Origin of the sequence: Ktedonobacter racemifer DSM 44963, assembly GCF_000178855.1 — a bacterium.
Taxonomy (GTDB): domain Bacteria; phylum Chloroflexota; class Ktedonobacteria; order Ktedonobacterales; family Ktedonobacteraceae; genus Ktedonobacter; species Ktedonobacter racemifer.
The window spans coordinates 1422812-1444671 of sequence record NZ_ADVG01000002.1; the positions used below are offsets into that span (position 1 = coordinate 1422812).

General features: G+C 50.3%; 15 protein-coding genes and 6 pseudogenes. 8 read left to right on the top strand and 13 right to left on the bottom strand.

Annotation, left to right across the window (positions count from 1 at the left end; all coding sequences use genetic code 11):
- Positions 1–133: 133 nt before the first annotated feature.
- A complete protein-coding gene (locus tag KRAC_RS22540; RefSeq protein WP_007911078.1) occupies positions 134–355 on the top strand; it encodes a helix-turn-helix domain-containing protein in 222 nt (73 codons plus the stop codon).
- A gap of 89 nt (positions 356–444) precedes the next feature.
- Here the strand turns inward: KRAC_RS22540 and KRAC_RS71540 are convergent, their stop codons facing one another.
- A complete protein-coding gene (locus KRAC_RS71540) occupies positions 445–618 on the bottom strand; it encodes a hypothetical protein (protein ID WP_007911079.1) in 174 nt (57 codons plus the stop codon).
- A 348-nt stretch (positions 619–966) separates the two neighbouring features.
- Between KRAC_RS71540 and KRAC_RS79640 the strand changes: the two are divergent.
- The 3 genes and pseudogenes from KRAC_RS79640 to KRAC_RS62240 form a co-directional block, all read left to right on the top strand.
- A pseudogene (locus KRAC_RS79640) lies at positions 967–1221 on the top strand (Dabb family protein); the annotation flags it as partial.
- Positions 1222–1359: 138 nt separating this feature from the next.
- The gene (locus KRAC_RS79645; RefSeq protein ID WP_040444736.1) at positions 1360–1608 is read left to right on the top strand and encodes an acyl carrier protein; all 249 of its coding nucleotides are present in this window, start codon (positions 1360–1362) and stop codon (positions 1606–1608) included.
- A 343-nt stretch (positions 1609–1951) separates the two neighbouring features.
- Positions 1952–3211: a serine/threonine-protein kinase gene (locus KRAC_RS62240; protein ID WP_007911081.1), complete on the top strand. Its 1260-nt coding sequence runs from the start codon at positions 1952–1954 to the stop codon at positions 3209–3211.
- 92 nt (positions 3212–3303) lie between these two features.
- On the opposite strand, the gene KRAC_RS22555 is transcribed toward KRAC_RS62240, so the two are convergent.
- Both KRAC_RS22555 and KRAC_RS22565 read right to left on the bottom strand, forming a co-directional pair.
- A complete protein-coding gene (locus KRAC_RS22555) occupies positions 3304–3669 on the bottom strand; it encodes a glutathione S-transferase family protein (protein WP_007911082.1) in 366 nt (121 codons plus the stop codon).
- 2038 nt (positions 3670–5707) lie between these two features.
- Positions 5708–6532, bottom strand: coding sequence for a maleylpyruvate isomerase family mycothiol-dependent enzyme (locus tag KRAC_RS22565; RefSeq protein ID WP_007911085.1), 825 nt, complete (start codon positions 6530–6532; stop codon positions 5708–5710).
- A gap of 532 nt (positions 6533–7064) precedes the next feature.
- On the opposite strand from KRAC_RS22565, the gene KRAC_RS22570 reads away from it, so the two are divergent.
- Both KRAC_RS22570 and KRAC_RS22575 read left to right on the top strand, forming a co-directional pair.
- Complete coding sequence (locus KRAC_RS22570; RefSeq protein WP_007911086.1) at positions 7065–7910, top strand: cyclase family protein; 846 nt, start codon at positions 7065–7067, stop codon at positions 7908–7910.
- A gap of 60 nt (positions 7911–7970) precedes the next feature.
- Complete coding sequence (locus KRAC_RS22575; protein ID WP_007911087.1) at positions 7971–8744, top strand: SDR family NAD(P)-dependent oxidoreductase; 774 nt, start codon at positions 7971–7973, stop codon at positions 8742–8744.
- A 257-nt stretch (positions 8745–9001) separates the two neighbouring features.
- Here the strand turns inward: KRAC_RS22575 and KRAC_RS22580 are convergent, their stop codons facing one another.
- A complete protein-coding gene (locus tag KRAC_RS22580; RefSeq protein WP_007911088.1) occupies positions 9002–9406 on the bottom strand; it encodes a hypothetical protein in 405 nt (134 codons plus the stop codon).
- Between the two features lie 432 nt (positions 9407–9838).
- Here KRAC_RS22580 and KRAC_RS22585 point away from each other — a divergent pair, with 432 nt between their 5' ends.
- Both KRAC_RS22585 and KRAC_RS79650 read left to right on the top strand, forming a co-directional pair.
- Entirely contained in the window at positions 9839–10036 is a 198-nt protein-coding gene (locus KRAC_RS22585) for a hypothetical protein (RefSeq protein ID WP_007911089.1), read from the top strand.
- A gap of 64 nt (positions 10037–10100) precedes the next feature.
- Positions 10101–10247, top strand: a pseudogene (locus tag KRAC_RS79650) (HIT family protein); the annotation flags it as partial.
- A 63-nt stretch (positions 10248–10310) separates the two neighbouring features.
- On the opposite strand, the pseudogene KRAC_RS22590 reads toward KRAC_RS79650, so the two are convergent.
- From KRAC_RS22590 to KRAC_RS22640, 9 genes and pseudogenes are all read right to left on the bottom strand, one after another.
- Positions 10311–11505, bottom strand: a pseudogene (locus KRAC_RS22590) (IS3 family transposase).
- Positions 11506–12377: 872 nt separating this feature from the next.
- A complete protein-coding gene (locus KRAC_RS22605; protein WP_007911097.1) occupies positions 12378–13796 on the bottom strand; it encodes an RNA-guided endonuclease InsQ/TnpB family protein in 1419 nt (472 codons plus the stop codon).
- A gap of 35 nt (positions 13797–13831) precedes the next feature.
- Positions 13832–14404: pseudogene (locus KRAC_RS22610) on the bottom strand (IS607 family transposase); the annotation flags it as partial.
- Between the two features lie 33 nt (positions 14405–14437).
- A pseudogene (locus KRAC_RS79655) lies at positions 14438–15651 on the bottom strand (ISAzo13 family transposase).
- 406 nt (positions 15652–16057) lie between these two features.
- Positions 16058–17263, bottom strand: a complete 1206-nt coding sequence (locus KRAC_RS22625; protein WP_007911101.1) for an RNA-guided endonuclease InsQ/TnpB family protein — start codon at positions 17261–17263, stop codon at positions 16058–16060.
- Between the two features lie 593 nt (positions 17264–17856).
- Positions 17857–18549 carry a phosphatase PAP2 family protein gene (locus KRAC_RS22630; protein WP_007911102.1) on the bottom strand — a complete coding sequence of 231 codons (693 nt, stop codon included), beginning with the start codon at positions 18547–18549 and terminating at the stop codon, positions 17857–17859.
- A 182-nt stretch (positions 18550–18731) separates the two neighbouring features.
- Positions 18732–20027 carry an RNA-guided endonuclease InsQ/TnpB family protein gene (locus KRAC_RS22635; protein WP_007911105.1) on the bottom strand — a complete coding sequence of 432 codons (1296 nt, stop codon included), beginning with the start codon at positions 20025–20027 and terminating at the stop codon, positions 18732–18734.
- 77 nt (positions 20028–20104) lie between these two features.
- A pseudogene (locus KRAC_RS62245) lies at positions 20105–20245 on the bottom strand (MerR family DNA-binding transcriptional regulator); the annotation flags it as partial.
- A 169-nt stretch (positions 20246–20414) separates the two neighbouring features.
- Entirely contained in the window at positions 20415–21071 is a 657-nt protein-coding gene (locus tag KRAC_RS22640) for a DedA family protein (protein ID WP_007911106.1), read from the bottom strand.
- Positions 21072–21860 lie beyond the last annotated feature (789 nt).

Here is a 21860-nt window from a genome sequence, read left to right on the forward strand (position 1 = left end):
TTCCACACAGGGGAATACATTCCCTACAGTTACAACTGCTACCGCTACATACACTACCATTACGTTCAATCTGTTGTCAATTGGTACACCCCCATACAATGCAAGCACAAGCACTACACATGAGGGGGTAGCTATGATCAGGTTGAAAGTCAAAGAAGTTGCTGCAGAAAAGGGGATTGGTCAGGGGAAGCTGGCCAGGCTCGCCGACATGGACATCAAGACAGTTCGGCGCATCTATCAAAAGCCGACATTGCCTGTCTCAACAGAGACCCTGGATAAGATCGCAAAAGTGCTGCAGGTTGACGCTAGCACGTTATTGGAAAGCATCCCAGACGAAGAGGATCCCAATGCCTAGTCCTCCTTGCAGGGGTACCTTCTCCGCTGGTGTGGTGGTCTCCAAGTGAACACTTGCACTCCCCCTTTTCATTGAGCGAGATATAGCGGCTAATCACCTGGTAACAGTCCTGGCTGGCGTACAATTCTCGAATGGGTAATGAGCCGCTGGTTCTGCCTAGAATAGATGGGGAAAACGATCTGTGTATATGCGTAGCCGTGGTTGTCGTCGATCTCTTCATCAGAGGAACGTCCTTCCGCTAGATAGAGGCAAGCCAGGCTCATGATACTGCCGCACCTCCGGAATACTAGTGTAAATCACCTGTTACTCTTGCGCAAATGTACGCCTGCAATCGACCTTAATTCCACCACCTCTCCTCATCGAGAGAGACGTCATAGCGAGTTGCGCCTATCCTCTTCTTTTTGGCATCTTCTAAGCTCCAGGTACATGAATTATATTTTCAATAAACTCCTTCTATTACGTTCCAAAAGTTTTGCATGCAACACCAGCAATTTATGATGTATGCTTGTTATAAAATCTATTGCTTACCTATCTGAGGAGGATGTATGCCTGTAGATAAAAACACGAGTGATACACAGATAAGGCTAGAGCATTCGCTTATGACGCACATTATGCTTCTTCAGCTCAAGCCAACGACGACGGATGGAGATATAGACTCCCTCTTCCAATCAATGCATGCTATGCAACATTACATTCCACACCTCGTTGCAGTTACTACTGGAGAAAATCACAGCCTCCAGCACAAAGGATGGACGCATGGCATTCTTTTACACTTTTTAGAAAACCAGCATCTACAACAGGCAATGAAACAGAGCCTCTATCAGAATATCATTGAGCAGTTGGCCTCTTTGTGCGACACATGGATTACTTTTGATATTCCACAGATCCTCCCTCTCAATCAGGTCATTTCACCACCTCCCACTCCCTCTGCTCAACCACAGACGTCACCCACTACATCGAAACAGACAAAGCGTCAACGGGGAACTACAAGAGCGTATCGTCAGATAGATCCAAGAATTGTCGCACTTACCGTCGAGCAACTGGGAGTGGATGAGATGGAAGTCGTCTTTACCGCCTCGTTCGTTGAGGATCTCAACGCTGATTCACTCGATTTAGTTGAATACATGCTCGCTCTTGAGGAAACATTTCACATTAAAATTCCCGATGAAGACATTTCTGTCCTGATGAGATCTATTGGCGACATACAGAACTATCTTGTAGAAAAAGGCGTCTTGCAGGATGCAAAGAATTGAGCCAAAGCTGCATCATCTAAAATGAGTTGCATATATAAGACTGTCTAGTCCCAAAAACCTGGTTCTCCGCCACCTTTCGTGCTAAACTTATGCTTAGAGAAAAGGTAATTCACGCTGGTTGGCTTCAGCAGCCAATTCTGCAAACGGCATTTTCAAGCATTGTGTCTCCTAGCACGGAAGACGACGAAGAACCATAGAACTTCAACATTGACACTCTTAGAGAGAGCGGAGGTTGCTTCTTTTAGTAACGTTTGTCATTGTTGCATAGATGCATCATATAAAACATACTAATAAAGTATTTTTGCCTCTTCAGATACACAATTGCACATGAAAGTGTGGTGTTATGACACACGATCGCAGCCTGGTTGGGCAGCAGATTGGAAGCTATATTCTCACGGCACAGGTACAGAGCGGGACCTATGGCAGTGTCTACCAGGCACGACACGCCGTCTTCGATGATGACCCGCTCGTCGCGCTCAAATTACTGCACACCCATCTCAATTCTCCTGAAGAGCAGCGTGGCTTCCTGCAAGAGGCTAAGCTGTTGCGCAAACTCAGGCACCCCTATGTCTTGCCTATTATTGACGCTGGAATCCATCAGGGGCAACCTTTCCTAGCGACTGAGTATGCCACAGGCGGATCACTCTATGAGCGCATTCGCAAGCAGGCAGGGAATCCCTTTCAGCTCGAAACGGCCCTGCAATTGATATCCCAGATAGGAGAGGCTCTGCACTACGCGCACCAGCAAGCGGTGATTCACCGCGACCTCAAGCCCGGCAACATCCTCTTCAACGCGCGTGGCGAGGCCCTGCTGGCCGACTTCGGCATCGCGGTCGTACTGGAAACAGCCAGTACACGCAAAATGGGCCTGGGCGGCACGCCCGCCTATATGGCCCCAGAACAGTTTGAGGGCTATGTTAGTCCCAAAAGCGACCAGTATGCCCTGGCATGCGTGGCCTATGAACTGCTCACGGGTTGCAGGCCCTTTGCTGTCTCAGCCCCCAGCCTGGAGGCCTACTGGTTTCAACACACTAAAGTCCCGCCCACCGCACCACGCGAACGCAATCCCGCACTCCCTGCTGACTGCGAGACCGCCCTGCTTACAGCGCTCGCCAAGGAGCGCAGCCACCGCTACCCCGACGTTGCCGCCTTTCTTAAAGCTATCTCTGCCCCCCTCGAAGCGGTGACACATTATGCACCCGCTAGCGCTCCTCAGCAGCCATCACTCCCTCCAACCCTAAGCGCTTCCCTTAACCCACCTGCTTTTTACCCCCACACGACGGCGCATCATCCACCTACACACACGCCATTGCCTGCTCACCCACTTACTGAAACACCCGGTATGAGCGCGAGTGATTACAACAGACAAGGGAATAAATTTTATTCTCTTGGATTCTATCAGGAAGCACTTGCAGTCTACGATGAAGCCATTCGCCTCGCCTCCAGGAATGTTCTCTACTACACTAACAAGGGGTTCACACTCAACAAATTGAGGCGATACAATGAAGCATTGGAAATGTTCGAGACGGCTCTAAGGCTCAACCCTAAACATGAAGATGCGCGGGTGGGAAGAGATTTAGTGCTCGAGATACTTAGTAAATGAGGTGCAGAGTAGCGGACAATACGGGTATCTTTCTTTTCATTCTACCATATTTTCCTGCACGGAAGATGACGGAGAACCAAAAACCCTAAACTTCAACGTAAGGGTGAAAAAGAGACAAGAGAAAGCCCATTCTCTTGGGCAAATTGATTGGGAGAACGGATATCCCAGGCTTTGGTGTGGTCGCCGCTGGTTGTAAAAAGTGACCCACTGCTCAGCCGCTCGTAAAAGGCTTTCAGGGTGGGTTCTCCACTGAGGGCATAGCCGATCAGAACCACCACAAAATCGATCGTGTCGTAGGTCCCAAAGCGTGCGCGGGTGAAGCGGACCTGCTCCTGGATGGTTTTGAGCAGCCCCAGATGGATGAGAACCTGCGCGAAAGCAGCCGCTTCTCCCAGCCAGGATGGAGTTGAGGGAACTGAGACGGGCGTAATCTGGATGGTGACAGCGGATTGCGTCATACTGGTGATGTGTTCTCCTTATCTGGAAATCAATCGCTTGACCTTTTCTCTCATGAGGCACATTTCTTCTGTTTTTGCCAGTTCTCCTCATTTATTGTTCAGTTCTGTAACCTCGTTGCACATCCCGTGAGACTTATAATTTTCTCGGCATCACTCTCTCTAAAATACAGCGCTGAAAAGAAGTTCACTGGAGGATAGGTGTTAAGCTGACACGTTGGGGCTCCTACGACAGGCACCATACTCCCCAATAACAAAGGCTTCACTGCGTGTAGCTGTAAGCGCCCCATACCCCTTTTGCAGATTTATTATTCTTTTGTCAGGCTCGTTCCTGGTTTTCTTCCAGGTTCATTTCAGTTGCAATTCAAACGGACGCCGATGTCTGCATTCCTTTCAGATCCATTTCAGCGCGTTTTCAGTCGTTGTTCTACTCCAGTTCAGTTCCATTTCAGTGCGTTTTCAGATGCCATTCAGATCTCAGGTGTTATGCTAGAGACCGAACAGGAGAAGCATGTCATAAGCAAGATGAGAAGCGCCACGCGCTATCAAGGACGATGCAATCATTCCTAGATTTCCTCCAGGTTTTTCGAATTTCATCCGTTTTTTGTCGCGTTTTTCCCGCGTTTTTCCCATCTTTTCCCTATGTTGCACCCATGTTGATCAGATATACTTCTGGGTGTAGAGATCAGATGCATTGGAGCCGAGAAGTGATGAGACATTGCTGGCGGCATATGACATCTGAAACGTTTTGCGCAAAGCGCAAAGACAGGGCTGATATGCTGGTAGAACGAAGTTCTTGCCACTGGACAGTCTATCCTTAGTAGTTGGGGATTTACAACTACCCCTGGTCGTTCCCAGGTGGCTTAAGAAGTCAATGTAGTTGCTGCGATAGTAGGACTACAGTACTCTCCTCACGTCAGTGGGGATCCAAGCAGGGCGTTTGAGTGCTCGAGTACGCAGATGAACTCGCCGAATGGAACGGAGCCGCATCTACTCGCCTACATCAGGCAATGATGGGAGTCGCTTCCTCAGGAGCTGGTGGCATTCGCCGTAACGAATGGGTTCGCGTTGCACCTGGCGATGCAGGTCTGTCTCCGCCTTATGTGAGATGTTACAACGATTTATTCTATTGGCCTTATAGTGCAGACCTGCCAGGAGTGAGAGTCTTCTGGCAGGATTGGATATCACCCTTGTAGGTCGTTTGCAGCCCGTTTCAACGGTTCTATTCATATCGCAAAGATGGGGATATAAACAGTTGAAACACTGAGAAAAGGATGTCTCGGCGTGCATCGTTCTCAGGAGGGGCCTCTTCCCATAGCGTCGCAGAATATCCTCACCTTGGTTCTTGTAGAGTGACATACACAGAGGAGAAACCCGGCCAGGATCTACAACTGTGTGGATTACCTTATGACAAAGTCAAAGCCCATATACGATGCTCGTTATAGCACTTACAAATAAGGAGGATCATGACACTTATGTGACATCCCAACGCTCCACCTATCGTACTGATGTACTTATGCACGCATCCCCTAGTGCAATAGCACAGTTGGGAAGGTAGAAAGAAGCTGTAAAGGAGGATGGAGTGACGAAATCAGCCTTTTTGTTCGTCACTTCTCAGGAGAAAGAGAAGACGCAGATAGTACATTCACATGCCAGAAAAAACACGACTCCGTTTTTTTACTGTTCTTCTATGAGGAAATGAGGACACTTATGAACAGCGACGGTATTGCAAAGGTTGTCTTCGAAGAAGTACATGAAGGATTCGTTATCACACTTTACGAGGACGGCTGCATAGCCATTGAAGATATAGGCTACCAGACTGATCCAACCCTTCCCCATATCATGCTATCCAAGACTGTAGCATGCGCTGTAAGCAATTTCTTCACTCGCCCAGACGTCGTTCAACGACTCAAGTGATCATGTTTAGGCACAAAGGCACTTGAATAGTATTCAGGTGCCTTTGCCTGTTATAGCGCGACCAGGGCCTGGTTTGCCAGGTGGGGCTCCTTCACCTTTTCCTTTGCCCTTCTCACCAGGGATCCTACGCAAGGATAGCCACCGCCTCAAACAACACTTCGGCGAAGGCCTTGTTTCCCTCAATGGATGCGTCTTCCATGGCTTGCTCTTTCGCCATCCCCTTGGTAAAGAGTCGCCAAGCCATCTCCTGCTTCATCGTCACAACGGTCATGGGAGCAGAAGCATGCTCGGTAAACAGGGACCACTTTCCCTCTTGTCGCACTAAAAACCACTGGTTGCCAGCATCTCCCATCACATGCAACGCAACCGCTGTCCCTTCGGCCGCCTCAACGGCACGAAACGTCCAAGGTAAGGCTCGCCCAAAGGTATCTAAGACTGGCGTTAAAAAGGTCGCTTCGGTGAGTCCTGGCTGCCCAACCCCCTCGCGGATATGTTGCTGGTGATGCCAGCGTTCCGTGTACTCACGAGCCAGATCGAACCATACCGGAGCAGGATCGGGACCAGCCCAACTGACCACGCCATTCATTTCCATAAGGGACAGGCTTCTGAAGTAGTCGATGACTTGGTGCCCAGTGTGCTCTAGCAGATCGCAGAGCAGACGTGGACTCATCCTTCGTGCCGCTTCAACCCATAGCTGATTCTGCGCATTAATGCGGCTGACCAGATCAGGACCAGGGGGAAGGAGCGAAGTGGTTTCCTTATCTCGGCCTCGTGACAGGAGGCCGATGTCATCTCCAAGCAAATGTAGTGCGACGTCCTTCACTGTCCACTCTTGACATGGCGTCGCACGACCCCAATCCTGCTCATCGAGGCGAGAGAGGAGGCCCAGCAGATGCCCAAGCAATGGTTCAAATAAATCAATCACGATGATTGGCTCAACAGCCTTCATATAAAGACCTTTCCTGCTCTCCAGAAAAGAACACAGCTTGACTGAATGAGTATCTCATACTTCCCTCTTTTCTTCAAGAACCTTCCTCTTTCTCCTTGTTCATCTTATGCACTCACTTTGATCGTTTTATTCTCGGCCGTTTCTTGAGATAGCCAAACGCCCGAAAGCCTCGGGGCTTGCTGTAGATTGTGACTTTGCACTAGAGTGAATGGGGTGCAGTTTTGGAGTGACTGGGAGCAAGTGGAGGGCGCAATTTTCTTCTAATTACTGTAGCAAGATTTCAGTTGAGCGTGATGGCACAGGCTAAAGATGCTCGTATGCTCCTGCTTTCCTGCCTCAGGGCTTTGTCTCTAGTCCTTGACCTGGGAAGCAGAGCACCAAACTCTTGCAGTAGTGAATATTTTAGGCTGATGTTGACACTATCCCTGGATGTCATATCCTCTAAGGAGAAGAAGCGTCTTCTGGCTCCTTTTTTCTCCCCTTTGGCATAAAGCGCATCGCTGCCAATGCCACAAGTGCCAGGAAAGAAACGGTGAGAAAACGCTTGTGGATAGTTAACAACGAGCATTGTTACTGGAAATCAGGTGTCACCAAACCTGGGTACACCGCCATTCCTTTTCCTCTGGAGTGCACTGATGGAATCGATACAAATGTTAGCGCAGCTTTTGAGCAGTATGCATGTGTTGATCTCTCACCAACCTTCTATACGAATATGCCAGGCTGGCATTCTCACCCAAATGTAATGATTGTGGAGGATGCGCGAAATTTTGCACAGAACGGGTATTTTCTTCAGACCCTCTTTCTGCCGGAGCATAGCGGTTGCCATGTCGATGCTCCTGCCCATATCCTTCCTGACAAAGCCGATCAGACGATAGATATCTTTCCTGCAAACGCGTTGTGTGGCATAGCAAAGAAGATCGATCTCTCGCAAGAAAACTATGCCCCCGGTGATCTCGCATCGTTGAGCAAGGTTGAGGAAGTGATGAAACACACGGGAATAACCATTGAGAATGGAGATATTGTTGTTTTTGATTTCGGCTATGACAGGTATCTCGTCGATGTGGAGAAGAAACCCGCACATCAAAGAAACTGGTGGGGAGAGAACGAGCCGGGATTGGCCGAAGATGTCTGCCGTTTTCTCTCGGAGGTGGGCGTTAAAGCCGTTGGATCAGATACGCCTGCGTGCGATACTGCTCAGATCAACGGCCAAGTAACGGCAGACTTCGGTCATGCGCATTATTTTTTGCCCAATGGTATCTTCATTGTAGAGGGCCTGTATGGGTTAGCAAAGGTGCCAGCTTGCTTCTATCTTCTCGCATTGCCCCTCAAAATTAAAGGTAGATCTGGTTCTCCCTTGCGGCCAATCGCCCTTTTTTAGGAAGCTTTGCATGTTGATTTTTGAGGAGCGCTTGAGGCTCATAATGAGGAGGAAATAGAAATGCTCAAGGCAAACTTTGATTTGAGTGGCAAAGTAGCTCTTGTGACTGGAGCAGGAAGAGGAATTGGTAGAACGCTTGCTGAAGGATTGGCAAGTGCTGGAGCAGATATTGTCCTGGTGTCACGGACAGAAGGGGAAATTAAAAGCGCAGCCGACGAAATTTCTAAAGGAACGGCAAGAAAAACGTTCGCCTTAACCTGTGATGTTGCGAGCGGCACATCTGTGACAGAAGTAGTTGAAAAAGCGATCGCACACTTTGGACATATTGACATTCTCATTAATAACGCTGGAACCAGCATGAGAAAAACTGCTTTAGAGTTAGCGGAAGACGATTGGGATAAGGTAATAGACATTAATTTAAAATCTGTGTTTTTAATGTCTCAAGCTGTGGGAAAGCACATGGTCGCACAAAAATATGGTCGAATTGTAAATGTTGCATCTGCTGCTTCTGCTTTAACTTTATCGACAGGAACTCCATACGGACCAAGTAAAGCAGGTGTTGTTCAATTAACACATCAGTTAGCAAATGAATGGGCAACACAAGGAGTTACGGTGAATGCTATTAGCCCCTGGTTTTTCAAAACATCTCTTAATGCCAAAATGCTAGAGAATGAAGAGTTCCGTACCCTTGTTGAGAGAAGGACACCGATGAGGAGACTAGGAAACTTAGAAGAACTGATTGCACCTGTTATTATGTTTTGTTCGGATAGCGCTAGCTATATAACAGGGCAGAATTTATTTATTGACGGCGGCTCTGTAAACTACGCATTCTAAGTCTCTAGCCCGTGACCTGGGAAGCGCCGAATTCTTGTAGGAGTGGTTTAAGGCGCGCACAGAGCGTAGCAGCCCATTTCTCGATTTCAGCTATCAGACACATCGTCTCCACCGCCACCAGTAGCACCAGCTTCCGACATCGAGCGTCGAGTTTCTATCGCTGCCACACTCGCCGAGATGGAATCTGGACACTACGTTTTTGTCATGCTGCATCTCATCTGGTCTGCCGTTTCGTATGTGCCCTCAGCCTCGATTGGCTATGCCCGACCGGACACGGAAAACAGTTCCTTGGCTTCGATCCACCCGCCGCCCACCGCCTCTCCCTCCAGACAGTAGTGGCTCCAGAAGAGATCCTCAGCATCAATGTCCATCCTGCCCCTACTCCCCAGGAGATCGACAGTGAGTTTTCCGACTCCTGCTATTTCCAGGTCATTGCAGGAGCAACACACCCGCATGAACTGGTCTGCCGCGCCCTCGACAACGACGATTGGCACACCCAGTTTGACATCTCCATCACCCATCTGCCTACCATCTATCAAACTCAACTCGCCTTCGACCCCTACCACCACCCCTGGCCCACTCCATAACAGCAAGCATACTCCTTCTTCATCTCGCCACGGAGGCAAGATGGCGGCAGCGCCTTTGACGATACTCGTGAACACACCCACGCCTCCCCTCTCAAGTGTACCCAATCCTGCCTGACACTCCCTGACAAAACGGCACTTGTGTCAGGTGGCGTTAGGCGGCGTTAGCGAGCGGTAGAGGGCAGTAAGAACTTGTCAACCAGGCACCTGCTCACCTGTCAGGCGTTCAAAGGCAGTAGAGAATTCTCTTTCACCACTTGCACTTTGTGTAAACTATCTGTGAAGGATGAAAACGTTGGAAGGGTTCTACCATGCACAGATTCAAAAGAGATGTGTGGAAAGCTGGTATCGTTATTGCAAGTATGATCCTGCTCCTGATACTCATGGTGTGGGTTCCGCTGTCAGCAGTAAGCGCACGAGAGGGAGCATTAGGATTGGCTATGTTAGGAATCTGCCGCGATCCTGAATAGTGAAAGTCTCCGCATGCTCGCCTCGAAATAGGAGAAAAGGATGGTCCATCGTCATCCCATGCTCTACAGGATATTAGGCCTGGTCTTTCTCGGGATCACATTGGTCCTCATCTTCATAGGTGTGGCGCTGGACTGGTCCTCATCAACACGCACGGCCGTGTTCATCCTCAGCTTTTTCCCTTTGCTGCTCGCTCTCGTGTATTTTCATCTGGGCACACAGGAGGAACGGGGCTTCTAGAGGCGATCGCTTCCCTTTGGGCGGGAGGAAAGGATAGGAGAGAAGCCTTCACAGCCAAGCGCTTCGCCTTCTAGAAAGCATCCCTCATCTCCACCTCCATCTCGTTCCACGCCACAGGAAAGACGGACTCAAGGGCTTTTTCTGGCTCAGACAGCGCTACCAGGATGTGGAATTGACCCGATTTTGGGGGGGACTCAAACATGGAAATTGAGTCAGAGGAGATTCATCAAAAGAGATGAAAAGCAGGGAAATAAATACCATACCTATATAACAATTATAGCATGGAATCACCTATTTTTTTAATAGATGGTACTTCTTTCTGCTCTCCTTGTTTTTCATAATCGACTGGACTCAAGTACTCTAAAGAAGAATGCCTTCGTTTTCTATGATAAAACACTTCTATATACTCAAAAATCGCTAATTTTGCCTCATTTCTACTGGAAAAGATGGTCTGCCCACAACACTCTTCCTTCAGTGTTCTCCAAAAACTCTCGATCATCGCGTTATCATAGCAATCACCCTTTCTACTCATACTTACCTGAATATTTTTCTCATGCAGCAGAGTTTGATAGCTGGTACTTGCATATTCACTTCCCCTGTCTGAATGATGAATGAGGCCAACTCCTGGCCGCCGCTGAAGCAGAGCCATACGAAGTGCTGCTTTTACTAGTTCTGTATCATGATGCTCGCTCATAGACCATCCAACGATCTTCCGTGAATACGCATCGAGTATTCCTGCAAGATAGAGCCACCCCTCCCGCGTTTCAATGAAGGTCAGGTCTGCCATCCACTTTTCATTTGGAGCATCAGCGGTAAAATCTCGCTCCAGGAGATTGGGAGCAAGTGGAAAACGATGGTTGCTGTTCGTTGTTCGTGCTTTTCGCTTCTTCCTTCTGGCACTGAGTTGTTTTTCTTGCATCAGCCGTGCTACACGTTTTCTTCCACAAGAAATTCCCTGCGCTTTTAGCTCTGCATGGATGCGACGACTTCCATACTGACCCCTATTTTGGTGATACGCATCTTCAATACGCTCCGCAAGCTGCTTGTTTTCCCATTTCCTTTGGCTTTCGCCTCTATTACGCCAATTATAGTAGCCATTTTCTGAGACTTCTAGCACCTGGCACATGCGGATGATGGGAAACGCCTGGCGATGCTCATGAATAAATTGGAATTTTACGGATGGGGCTGCGCGAAGATGCTCACCGCTTTTTTACTATATCCCTTTCTTGCCGTAATATTTCAATTTCACGCTTTAATTTCTTATTTTCTTCCTCTACTAAGATCTGATGTCCTTTTCCTGGAAAAGCCTCTTCGCCTTGTTCTCCAAATTCTTTACACCATTTGCTTAAAGCACTATCAGAAATACCGAGATCTCTTGCTATTTGTGTTTTACTCTTTCCACTAGTTTCAAATAGATTGACTGCCTGTCGCTTGAATTCTTTGGTGTAGGTCGGTTGAGATTTGCCCATAGAACCCTCCTGTTCCTAATTGTACCAAATTTCTCTTCTCCGACCCCCCGAATTCGGGGTAATTCCACCTCTCAATTAATCCCTTGAAAGGTTCTTCCCCACAATATCACTTGCTGCTAATGCTCCTTCAGAAAGCGGCTTCTGATATAACTACCTCCCGGTTGTCCGCCCTTGTTCCCAAACTTTGGGCGCCTGCACTTGAGAAAAACCTACGCCGCCGTTCCGTCCTTCAGCAGACGCTTGTATCTGATACCTCCCTGGTGAGTACAGGCGGTGATACGGTCTACATTTCTAGCTTGTCCGACCTCCCAGCATTGCAGAACTTGAACGCACGCACATCACTATAAAGAAGACCACCATCAAAACACGCGGATCAATGTCTACTGCCCTACGTACTGCCGCGGAAGGTGCTAATTAGAACGGGAACAGTGATTTACATTTGGTTTCCCCGGCTACAGTAGAGGTAGGGCAGATGAAAAATTTGGGGTTCCCGGCAGAGGATAGGAACTAATTTCTAACTAGAAAACGACTTTTGAATCAAGGAAAGGAAGTGAACAGTAGATGACTAACATCGAGAAAGAAAGAGTCGAAAAGCGAAATGAAATAAAGGAGATGGAAGAACTACCAGGATACCAGGAAAAATGCCAAGCAGCCCATACATCTTGCAAGCAACCATTTACGGATAGTATTTGCACCAAAGCCAAAGGGCATGATAATGACCACCACTGCGGCTCATGCGACCTATCCTTTCAGGCCGGCTAAACTTTTGACGGACCGTTCTCCGACACTTGGACAAATATGGACAAGCCACATTCACCCGGATCGGTTCCTGCTTCACCGAGGGCAGTTTCACTGAACCATCTCACGACGGATCAGCCAGAGCTGCCCTCTCCGACAGGCGTTTCACCCTTCCCGAGGAACTCCCGGTAGGGACCTGGCTGGCCGCTCAGATACAAGATCGCCAGCGCTGCCAGGTTCAGCGCGGCATTGAGGTCACGATCAATCACCAGCCCACAGGCCGGATGCTCGCAGACATAGATGCGCTCTGAAAGGTCTATCTCTTCTTTGATATGGTTGCAGCCAGAGCACAGTTTGGTGGAAGCAAACCAGCGATCTGCCCACAGCAGGTTTTCTCCTTGCCAGAACGTTTTGTAGCCCATTTGCCGCTTGAACTCGCCTAATCCGACATCGCTGATTGCCAGAGCCAGCTTGTGGTTCTGTTGCATCCCTGCCACATTGAGATCTTCAAGCACGACCACGGCAGGACGCCTCTGGGCATCCGAGATGCGAGCCTGGCGCAGCAGTTTTTTCATCTGCTTGGCTTTGACCTTGTTCGCAATGGTTTTCGGCAGGGGCTCTGGGGGCGGCTTCTTCTTCGATCGCTTGCCACGCTTTGGCTTCACCTTGGCTTTCGGCTCTGGCAACGTAGCAGCAATCTCAGCTTTGCGGATTTCACGTTCTTCTGGAGGAAGTTGGGCGCGGGTGAGCTGGCTTGTGCCTTTGTGGAGAGCATCCTCGCGCACATAAGCGACGCGGGCATACTTGCGCGCTAATTTTTGACGGGCTTTGGCGCGGTTCTTGCTCCCTTTCTGTTTCCGGGAGAGCCAGCGATGCAGCCGCTTGATCCGCTTGAGTTCGGATGTGAGGGCTTTGGGGTTGGCAATGGCACGCCCATCGGAGCATTGGGCCAGGGTTTTGATCCCGGTATCTACGCCGATCGGCGGACCAGCTGCCTGTGGGGGATCGGGCACCTGCTCACTCACCTGCACCGAGACAAACCAGCGCCCTGCCTTTTCACTGACCGTGGCCGAGAGCACAGCGACGCCGCCGGTAGGCAAATAGCCACACTCGTGCAGGCGCAGCCGTCCGAAGCGCGGCAGTTCAATGGCTTGCTCGTAAATATGAATACTGCCTGTCAGCCGGAAACTGCCCACTCCTTTCCGTTTGGTCTTCGGCTTGGGGAACCCCGGCTTGCCCCTCCACTTGCCTTCTTTCTTGAGGTCACAGCGGCGGAAAAAGTTCCTGTAAGCTTGATCCAGATCGCGTAACGCCTCCTGCGGCGCGGCTTTTGACACCTCGTACATCCAGGGAATCTCGGTTTGCTTGAGCGTGTTCAATTCCCGGTGCAGTTCCATCGCACTGATCCAGCGTTTCTCCTGTTGATAGACCTCTTGCTTGCGTCTGAGCCCCCAATTCCAGGACCAACGCGCTGCGCCTGCATGCTGTTTGCAGAGGGTGATTTGTTGGTGATTGAGATCTAATTGCGTGCGATAGCCGCGTGTAATCAGCATCGATCCGGTCCTGCCTGCATCTTAAGAATGCCTCATCAAACGCACTCCTCGGTCCGCTCCTCTTTCATGAGAGATTCCACGCACTGCTTGATTCGTTCGGCTCTGTGCCGAGAGCCGCGCCTGCCGTACATCCGGGCCGCCATACTGGTAATGAGGCTGACAACGTCATCGACGAGATCGTCCTGCGTCTCATGGGGAAAGATGGCTTCGATGCGGCGTCCCTGGGCTTCGAGCAGCGTTGTGAGATACCTCCACCCAAAACGGGTGCCACGATCGCGGTGTTCGACAAGAATGGTGCCAATACTTGGGTCGGCCAGCAGCTTGAGGAATTTCGGGCGGTTGTCGTTGAGGCCCGATGCAATTTCGACGACTTCTTTGGCCACTGGGTAGCCACGGGCCGCCGCGTAGTTGCGCAGGCGTTGCACCTGGCGCTCGAGATCGCTTTTTTGATCAGCAGAGGACACGCGCGCATACAAGGCGATGCGCCCCGTCTCTGGCTTCTCCGCCACCGGATCGCGCACGATCACCGTCCCTGTGGGCGTTTGGTAGGCATCGAGCGTCCCGGCTTTATACCACCGCCAGGCGGTTTTATAGGTGACTCCAGCTTTTTTGGCATACTGACTTAAGGGACTCTCAAATAATTAATTATCCCTGCCAACAGACAGAGAATAGGTGATATCCACAAACCATTTCTCCAGGGAAGGCCATCGCTGGAGGTGGGTTTCCACCACTTGCATGGCTTCCTTCGTCAGCTTCACACCAGTTTGATACGTGGTCGTCACCAAATCAACCATCGGATGGTTCCCTTTCCATGTCATCGTTTTGGCAAACTGGATGACAGCATCCACCGAATCGAGCAAGGTCCCATTCCAGTGCTGTTCTAAAATGCCCCAACAGCGCTCAACCGGATTGTATTTGCTATGATAGGGTGGATAATATGCCAGACGGACGGTGATCTGATACTGCTGCACAAATGCGAGCAAACGCTGCATGAACTGGGTCCGACGACTGTGATTCTCTGGTCCATTATCCACATTGATGACAAGTGTCTTGATGTGGGAAAAGCGCTCTTTCACGCTCTCCCACCACTGCACCAGGCGATCCACCAGACAGTCGCTGGTCACTTTGGAGACGACCCCGTACAGAAAGAACTCATCGGAAGCGGGCAGGAAAATGCCCACCGGCGTCACCGTGGCTTTTGCCTCAAAATCATGGTCAGCCGCTTTGGTCAGCACACGGCTCTTTCCTCCTCGTGCAAAGGGACCGACTTTGACCGTTGCCTTGGCATCCATCGAAAGGCGTAAGGTCGAGTCCTGCGCATCTGCCTGAGCATTGACCTGCTTTAGATGCTCGAAGATGGCATCCGTTTCCGGGAGTTTTTTTGGGGTTGCGTCTTGGCCACCTTTTTGAGGGAATATCCCAGCGCATTGAGCCTGGTCGTGATCGTGACTACCGTTGGTAATTCAGCATCGGTGTAATGGAACGTTGTGATCAACTGGCGACGGACTTCTGTGGCGGTCAAACGCGTGTAGAGCCGGGTACTACGAAACTGCGGATCGGCCTGGCTTTGCCCATCCACAATGGCGGTGATATCCTTCAGCAAGTTCGGCAGATGCTCTTCGCTGCGTTTTCTGCCTCGAAGCTGGAAGGCATCCACACACACCTGTCCGCTTTTCAGTTCATGCTCGCCTTTCCTGATCGTTGCACGATTCCAGCCCAACTCCTCTTCGGCTCGACGTTGCCCTCCTTCTCCCAATGCTCGTACCGTCCGTGCCATAAAAAGACGACGAGCGCTGCCTTTTAATTCCTTTGCTGCCTTGATCAGTAACTCTTTCACTTCCTCTGCCAGTTCCATCTTCCATCCTTCCAGAGCTTTTTTGCTTCTAGTCTATCATCTCTGGCAAGGGCGTTTCTGGGGTGATTTATTTTTTTAGTTTCCCTAACTTCATGTCCATAGATTACCATGAAATATCCATATTAGTCAATGTGCCCTAAAAATATTTTTAACCCCATATTTAGCGAACGGAGCACTAGAGCTTTCTCTTCAGAAAGCTCTGGATACATGGCGCTTTGTGTATAAGCAGCCGCTTTTTAGATAGTTTGATTTCGTAGGGAGGCTGGCCCATCCGGGTCGGCCCTTAGCATTTAAGAGAGGGTTTACAAAGACGACCACCATCTATCGGATGCGGATCAATGCCTACCACAGTAGGAGGCGCTAGAGTTCGCTGAGACAATTTGTCTTAGTGACTTCTCCGCATGGTCTAAAGACCAGCGGCTTCTCGCAAGTACATTTCCTCCTTGCGAGCTACACCGATATGAGGCATGAACCTCAGCCCGATGGGGGCAGCCATATCAGCCCCAACTACGTGAGGGATACCCATTTCCCCACGATACTTGTACCGAATGTTGCAGGCTCCTACCAAATCACGATGCCCTTTCCACCCACATGCTTTGTTCGTACAACAGAAATTGCGTCCTTGAACCGGGCTTTTGCGCCGTTTCCCACAGACAGGACACGTCTTGCTGGTATACGACTCTTCCTGTATCTCTACCACCATACCGACTCTTTCAGCCTTGTAGGTGAGTTTGTGTCGAAGAGAGCCAAAGGACCATTGGTGCAATTTTTGATTGTTCTTGGAGCCAACATCGAGGTCTTGTCGAATAGCTCGCACATCACCTATTGCCAAGGTCTGCACACCGTCTTTCTGAAGTGTGGAGATCAATCTTGACGTGCTCTGATGCTCAATAGTTTTGATCTGATTTGCCAATTTCTTCAGTTGTTTTTGCTTTGATCGGACAAGCCTTTTGCGACGACGCGAGCCTTTCTTTTTCGCGTCAATCTTCTTTTGCAACCTTGCTAGCAATTTGTTCCGATATTGCCGCTTCGACCTGAGTAACCGTCCATTGAGGATATAGGTCTGTTCCCCATCGTGACTGACAGCCATATGAATTTCACCTAAGTCGATACCAGCGATCTTGTCTCCGTTCTCTGGGACTGGCAAGAAGCAGGGTTCATAGGTTGCAATGGCTTCGTACTCGGCGCCAGTCCAGCGTATCACCAGTGTTTGTGGCATCGTCCAAGGCCAATCGAGAACAAGAGGCTCATTGCCTTTGCCATTGGAGAGGAGAAGCTTGCCATCTTTCATCCTCATAGCAGAGCGTTTGTACTCAATGCGAAAGTACCACTTACGCCGCCGTGGTGGCTTGGCAGTCGTGTCCGTTTTGCGCCGTTCCCTCCAACTTTTGAGCGAAGCAAAGAAGGCTTGTACGCAGGCATCAGCCGTATGAGCGTGGAGTGTGTTGGAGTTGTGCCAGCGCATCAGGTGTTTAGGCTTGAGCCAGATACCCTTTTTCCTGACCGTACGCCAGAAAGAGACAAGGGTAGCGGTATAGACTTCGCCGCAAGCATGGGCCAGTTCATCAAGTTGTTTCGTCTTGCCGATCTTGACCCGTTTGATCTGATACATGTCGCTTCCCCTCCTCTCTCTCAATGTATTGCTCTAAGGCCCACATGACTTCGGCATTAAATGAACGCTTGTGCTTTCCCGCTAATCGGACCAAAGCATCATGGAGTTGCTTTGGATAGCGGGTATTGGTTGCTATAATTTCCTCTTTCATGTTGCCAGTATAGCACTAATTTAGCAACATTACAACAAGCAAGGGTTAAAACCAGGGACGCCTGACCGCGAGGGATAAATCCCTGCGGCTTGCGGCGGGCTAAAGCCCATAAACGTCAGATACTCCATCCCGTGGAACGGGACGAGCTTGTGTCTAGCCTCCGCCTCAACTCAGGACAAGCCTGCTTTGGTTTCATCGGCCGACACAGAAGGGGCGTACTGACAAAACACCCGTCCTTCTTCACCGTAGCCGAACTACTTGCAAACAAGGAGCGTTGTACTTTCTGCGCTGTTTTCCCCTGGTCGCGTGTGCCTCTGTACGCAACTCATCAGGAACCGGGTATCGCTCTGGCGGGCGGGTCTTTCACTAAAAAGGAAAGCCTCTCCCCTGAATTGGTTGAGAGAGGTTTCCCAAAAGTGCCCTTACGAGTGGCGGGCTGCTACTAGGCAAGATGGATGCGTTGCATCCTATGCATGATGCCCTGGGTCAATTGGCGCATCCTGTGGCGAAGAAGAGTCATAATACTCGCAGCGATCAAGCCACTACTCGCTCCTCCCAGAATATCGCCTGGATAATGAACCCCAACAAAGACGCGCGCGAGCCCGATACTCCCTGCCATGACCAGCGCCATCCCCATAAGAAGAAGCGGAAAGAGCAACGCCGTCGTATTTCCGGCACGTTTCTCGTTGATGCGCTGGGACCATGCTGAAAGCAACAGCGAAGGAAGCGAGAAGAGCATCATCCCCAGCACCGCGAAAGACCACGCAGTATGGTCACTGGGGAAGGAGTCATCCGCAAGATGCGTGGTGAGCAGATGCACCTGGTGTGACACAAAAGGGCGCGGCTCGAAGATGAATTGCTCAACGCTCAGGTTGAGAAGATAGGCCAACACACATGCCAGGGGCACCCAAAGCACGACCGCACGACACACCTGTGCAATCGCTTCTTCACCGGGGCGTAAGAGCCGCTTTCTCCATGAAAGGGGGCGTCCCCACAGCAGCAGAAGGATGACCGGCCAGAAGAAAATGAGTGTATTGGCACAAAATACCATGATCAGGTCAAGCCACGGCCAATGACCTGCATAGCTGTTCACTTTTTGAAAAAGCTGATAGTTCTCTTGTAATAAAATTGACATACACTTCTGCTACCTTTCTCATACTCGAACGTGTGTAAACACCCTCGAGCGGTCAGTTCTTCCTGCTTCATCGTCGATAGCCAGCGCACGGGAACCTTTGGATCGGCCCTCCCGTTTTGGTCTCACATCAACTCCCCAGGCATTTTACGTCCGGCGGTAGCCACTCTCCAGGACAACCAGCTTTACGCGTGAAGCTGGCGAAGCTCTTCTGTTGCGAACCACAGCAAATTCAAGGCGGCATTGAGATCCCGGTCGATCACCAGCCCACAGGCCACGCACTGATAGGTGCGGTGTTTGAGCGGCATGCGCTTTTTGACCTGCCCACAGCACGAACAGCGTTTGGTCGAAGGGAACCAGCGCGAGGCGATGAAGAGACCGCCCCCGGCGTTGGCCACTTTGGTCTTGAGGAATTGCAACAGTTGCCCCATCGCGACATCGGCCACGGCACGCGACAGCTTCCGGTTGGCCATCATCCCCAGGATGTTGAGGTCTTCGATGCCGATGGCTCCACAGGTGCGCGCCAGTTCGGTCGTGAACTTGTGCTGCACATCCCGCCGGATGTTGGCGATCTGCTGATGCTTGCGTGCGACCTTGAGTCGTTGCTTCTCGTAATTCTTACTGAACACGGTTCGCCTGGTTTGCGGGTCTTTCGTCTTCTCTTTCTTACTGAGTTGGCGTTGCAGCTTGCCGAGTTTCTTGAGATGGAGCGCTAATGGCCTTTGGTTCTCAAGCCTGCGTCCATCGCTCACCACAGCAGCTTGCTTTACGCCCACATCCACCCCCACCACTGCTTCGGGCGTTGTGGGGCGCTCCCGTGTGATGTCTCCTTGGATGGAGACGTACCAGTGGCCCGCTTCACAGCAGACCGTCGCCCCCAGGATCTTGACCCGTTCGCACACGACGTGCTTGCGCGTGTTTCGCTTCTTCGTGGGAGTGGTGGCTTTCCCCTTTTCGACGAAGCGCAGTTTTTCGGCGATGTTCACCGTTCCCAGTCTGCGTAAGAGCTTGCCTCGGTCCTTCTTCGTTTGGCGCTGATCGAGGATGAAGCGGCCAAGTCCGGGAATGGAGATCCAATGGCTTCCCAAGGTGAATTTATCGTTGGAGAGATAGAACGACTCGTGCGACTTCCCCTTTTTCTTGTACTGGGGGTAGTTCGCTCTCCCCGCGAAGAAGTTGTCATAGGCGTTTTTGAGGTCATCGAACGCACCCTCCACCACACACTTCGTCACCTGATAGGTCCACGGATACTCCTGCTCCCGGATCTGGTTGAATTGCTTCTTGAGTGCGAGGGCATGCGGCGGTTTGAGCACGCGCTGCTCTTGGGGAACGGTTTCCTGCTCAGCTGTATACGCCTGATACTGCTTCTCCCACTGCTCCCGTCCCCAGTTGTAGATAAAGCGCCTCGTGCCACAGGCTCGTTTGAGATACTCCACCTGTTCAGGGGTGGGGTTCATCCGGATCTTGTGCGCGGTTTTCATCCTTGAGCGCCTTTTCTCCCGCTTTGCGGGAATTCCAGTTGAGCAGGACTCGACACCCGGCAAGTGGCGATCGTTCAGCGAGCGGCTGGCAGTTTCGGAAGGTTGAGCGCCGTGGTCAGATCGACCTCATGAGAGGAGCGACGCCCAGAAAGCGTTCGTTTGGCTTTGAGCCTGCTTTCTCGGTCCCAGCGCTGCACTGTTTTCACGCTGACATCCACCTGCTTGGCAAACGGTACGACTGCGTACCTCTACTCATTCTCACTTACTTTCGCACACGTTGTCAATACCTGGTATGTATCTCCCTTTAGAGGTAGTGTCTTCGTTCTCTGTGTTTCCATGTGAGGTGACTGATCGTATGAAAGAGAATCACGCCCAGGAAGAGAACGTTTAAAGGTGCGCGCGTGCTTTTCGGTCATTACGGATATGGCGGTAGAGATACACAATGACCAGGAGTGCGACTGCGATGACAATAATGGCGTCCAGGCCGTGAAAAATCGGACTGAGGCTCTCCAAATGATTTCCCAGCAAGAAGCCAAGGTATCCTAATACCAAACACCAGGGAAAGGAACCAAGAACGGTATAGATACAGAAACGCCCAAAAGGCATTCTGGTGATTCCTGCTGGGAGCGAGATATAGGTGCGAATGACTGGAAGCAGACGTGAGAAGAAGGCCGTGGCACTCCCCCAGCGCTGAAAAAAGCGATTTGCCTTCTCTGCATCATGCTGAGAAATCAACACATAGCGCCCATATCGCAACAACAATGGTTGTCCACCGGCATATCCAATACCATAAGCAATACTCGAGCCAATCAGACACCCCAGGGAACCCGCAAGGGCGACAATGACGAGGCCAACAAGAGCATTCATGCCAGGCAGGAGCAGGCTCCTGGCGATCAGGATACCCGCCACCGGCATAACAATCTCGCTAGGGAGCGGAATACAACAGCTTTCAATCGCCATCGCCAGGATAACCCCGAAGAGACCTGTGGAGACATAGAAATGCGTAATGAGAGTGGTAAGCGTATCTGTGAGATTGGTAAGCATATCTGTTTTTTGTTTCCTCTCTTTAGATGAAGTATTTGCATCAGAGTCATGAGGAAGGCACATTTTCCGTCGTGGGAAGAGCCCACGATCCGAAGATCGGTAGATTGTTGGCAATTGTACAGAGCAATTATGAGAGGAGAGTGAGAGGAGACAAAGAGGGAAGTATGAGAGATCGTCATTGGGGTGGCGATGCGTCAACATGTCTTCAACTTCGGTGCCAATTCGGTACATTCCTCATAACACAGCAACAAGCAGACTTCAATGAAGAGGAATGATTGCCCTATCTTTCCTGACTATACGCAAAACACCCCGAAAAGAACCAAAGAAACTAAAGAGATCTACAGAATTTTTTTCTTTAGGTTTGTTTGGCGCTGGAAGCTTCACGAAGGCAAACTACAGAAACTAAAGACACTTTTCTAAAAAAACACATAAAAATATTCCCTTGCAAGGGGTTAACCTGTCCGTACAAGCAAACGTCTCTTATATAGCATCTCTTGTCCTATCAACCTAGCATAACGACAACCTTAAAAACGACCTATATATAATAAAGAAAAACTATTTATTATTATATAGTGAGGAATCTGCTTGTACGGACAACAGACATGTTTTAGAGGGTATTTCCCCTACCCCTTGCAAGGGGAAAATATCTGATTTTTAGAGAATTGTCTGTACTTTCTGTACATTGGTATTCGTGCCAGTCTACAGGCCAATCTAACCTAAAGAATCGGCATTCTGTAGCTTTCTTCTGTTTCTGCACTTTATCTTGAGTGGTATGTAAGGAGACTGTGG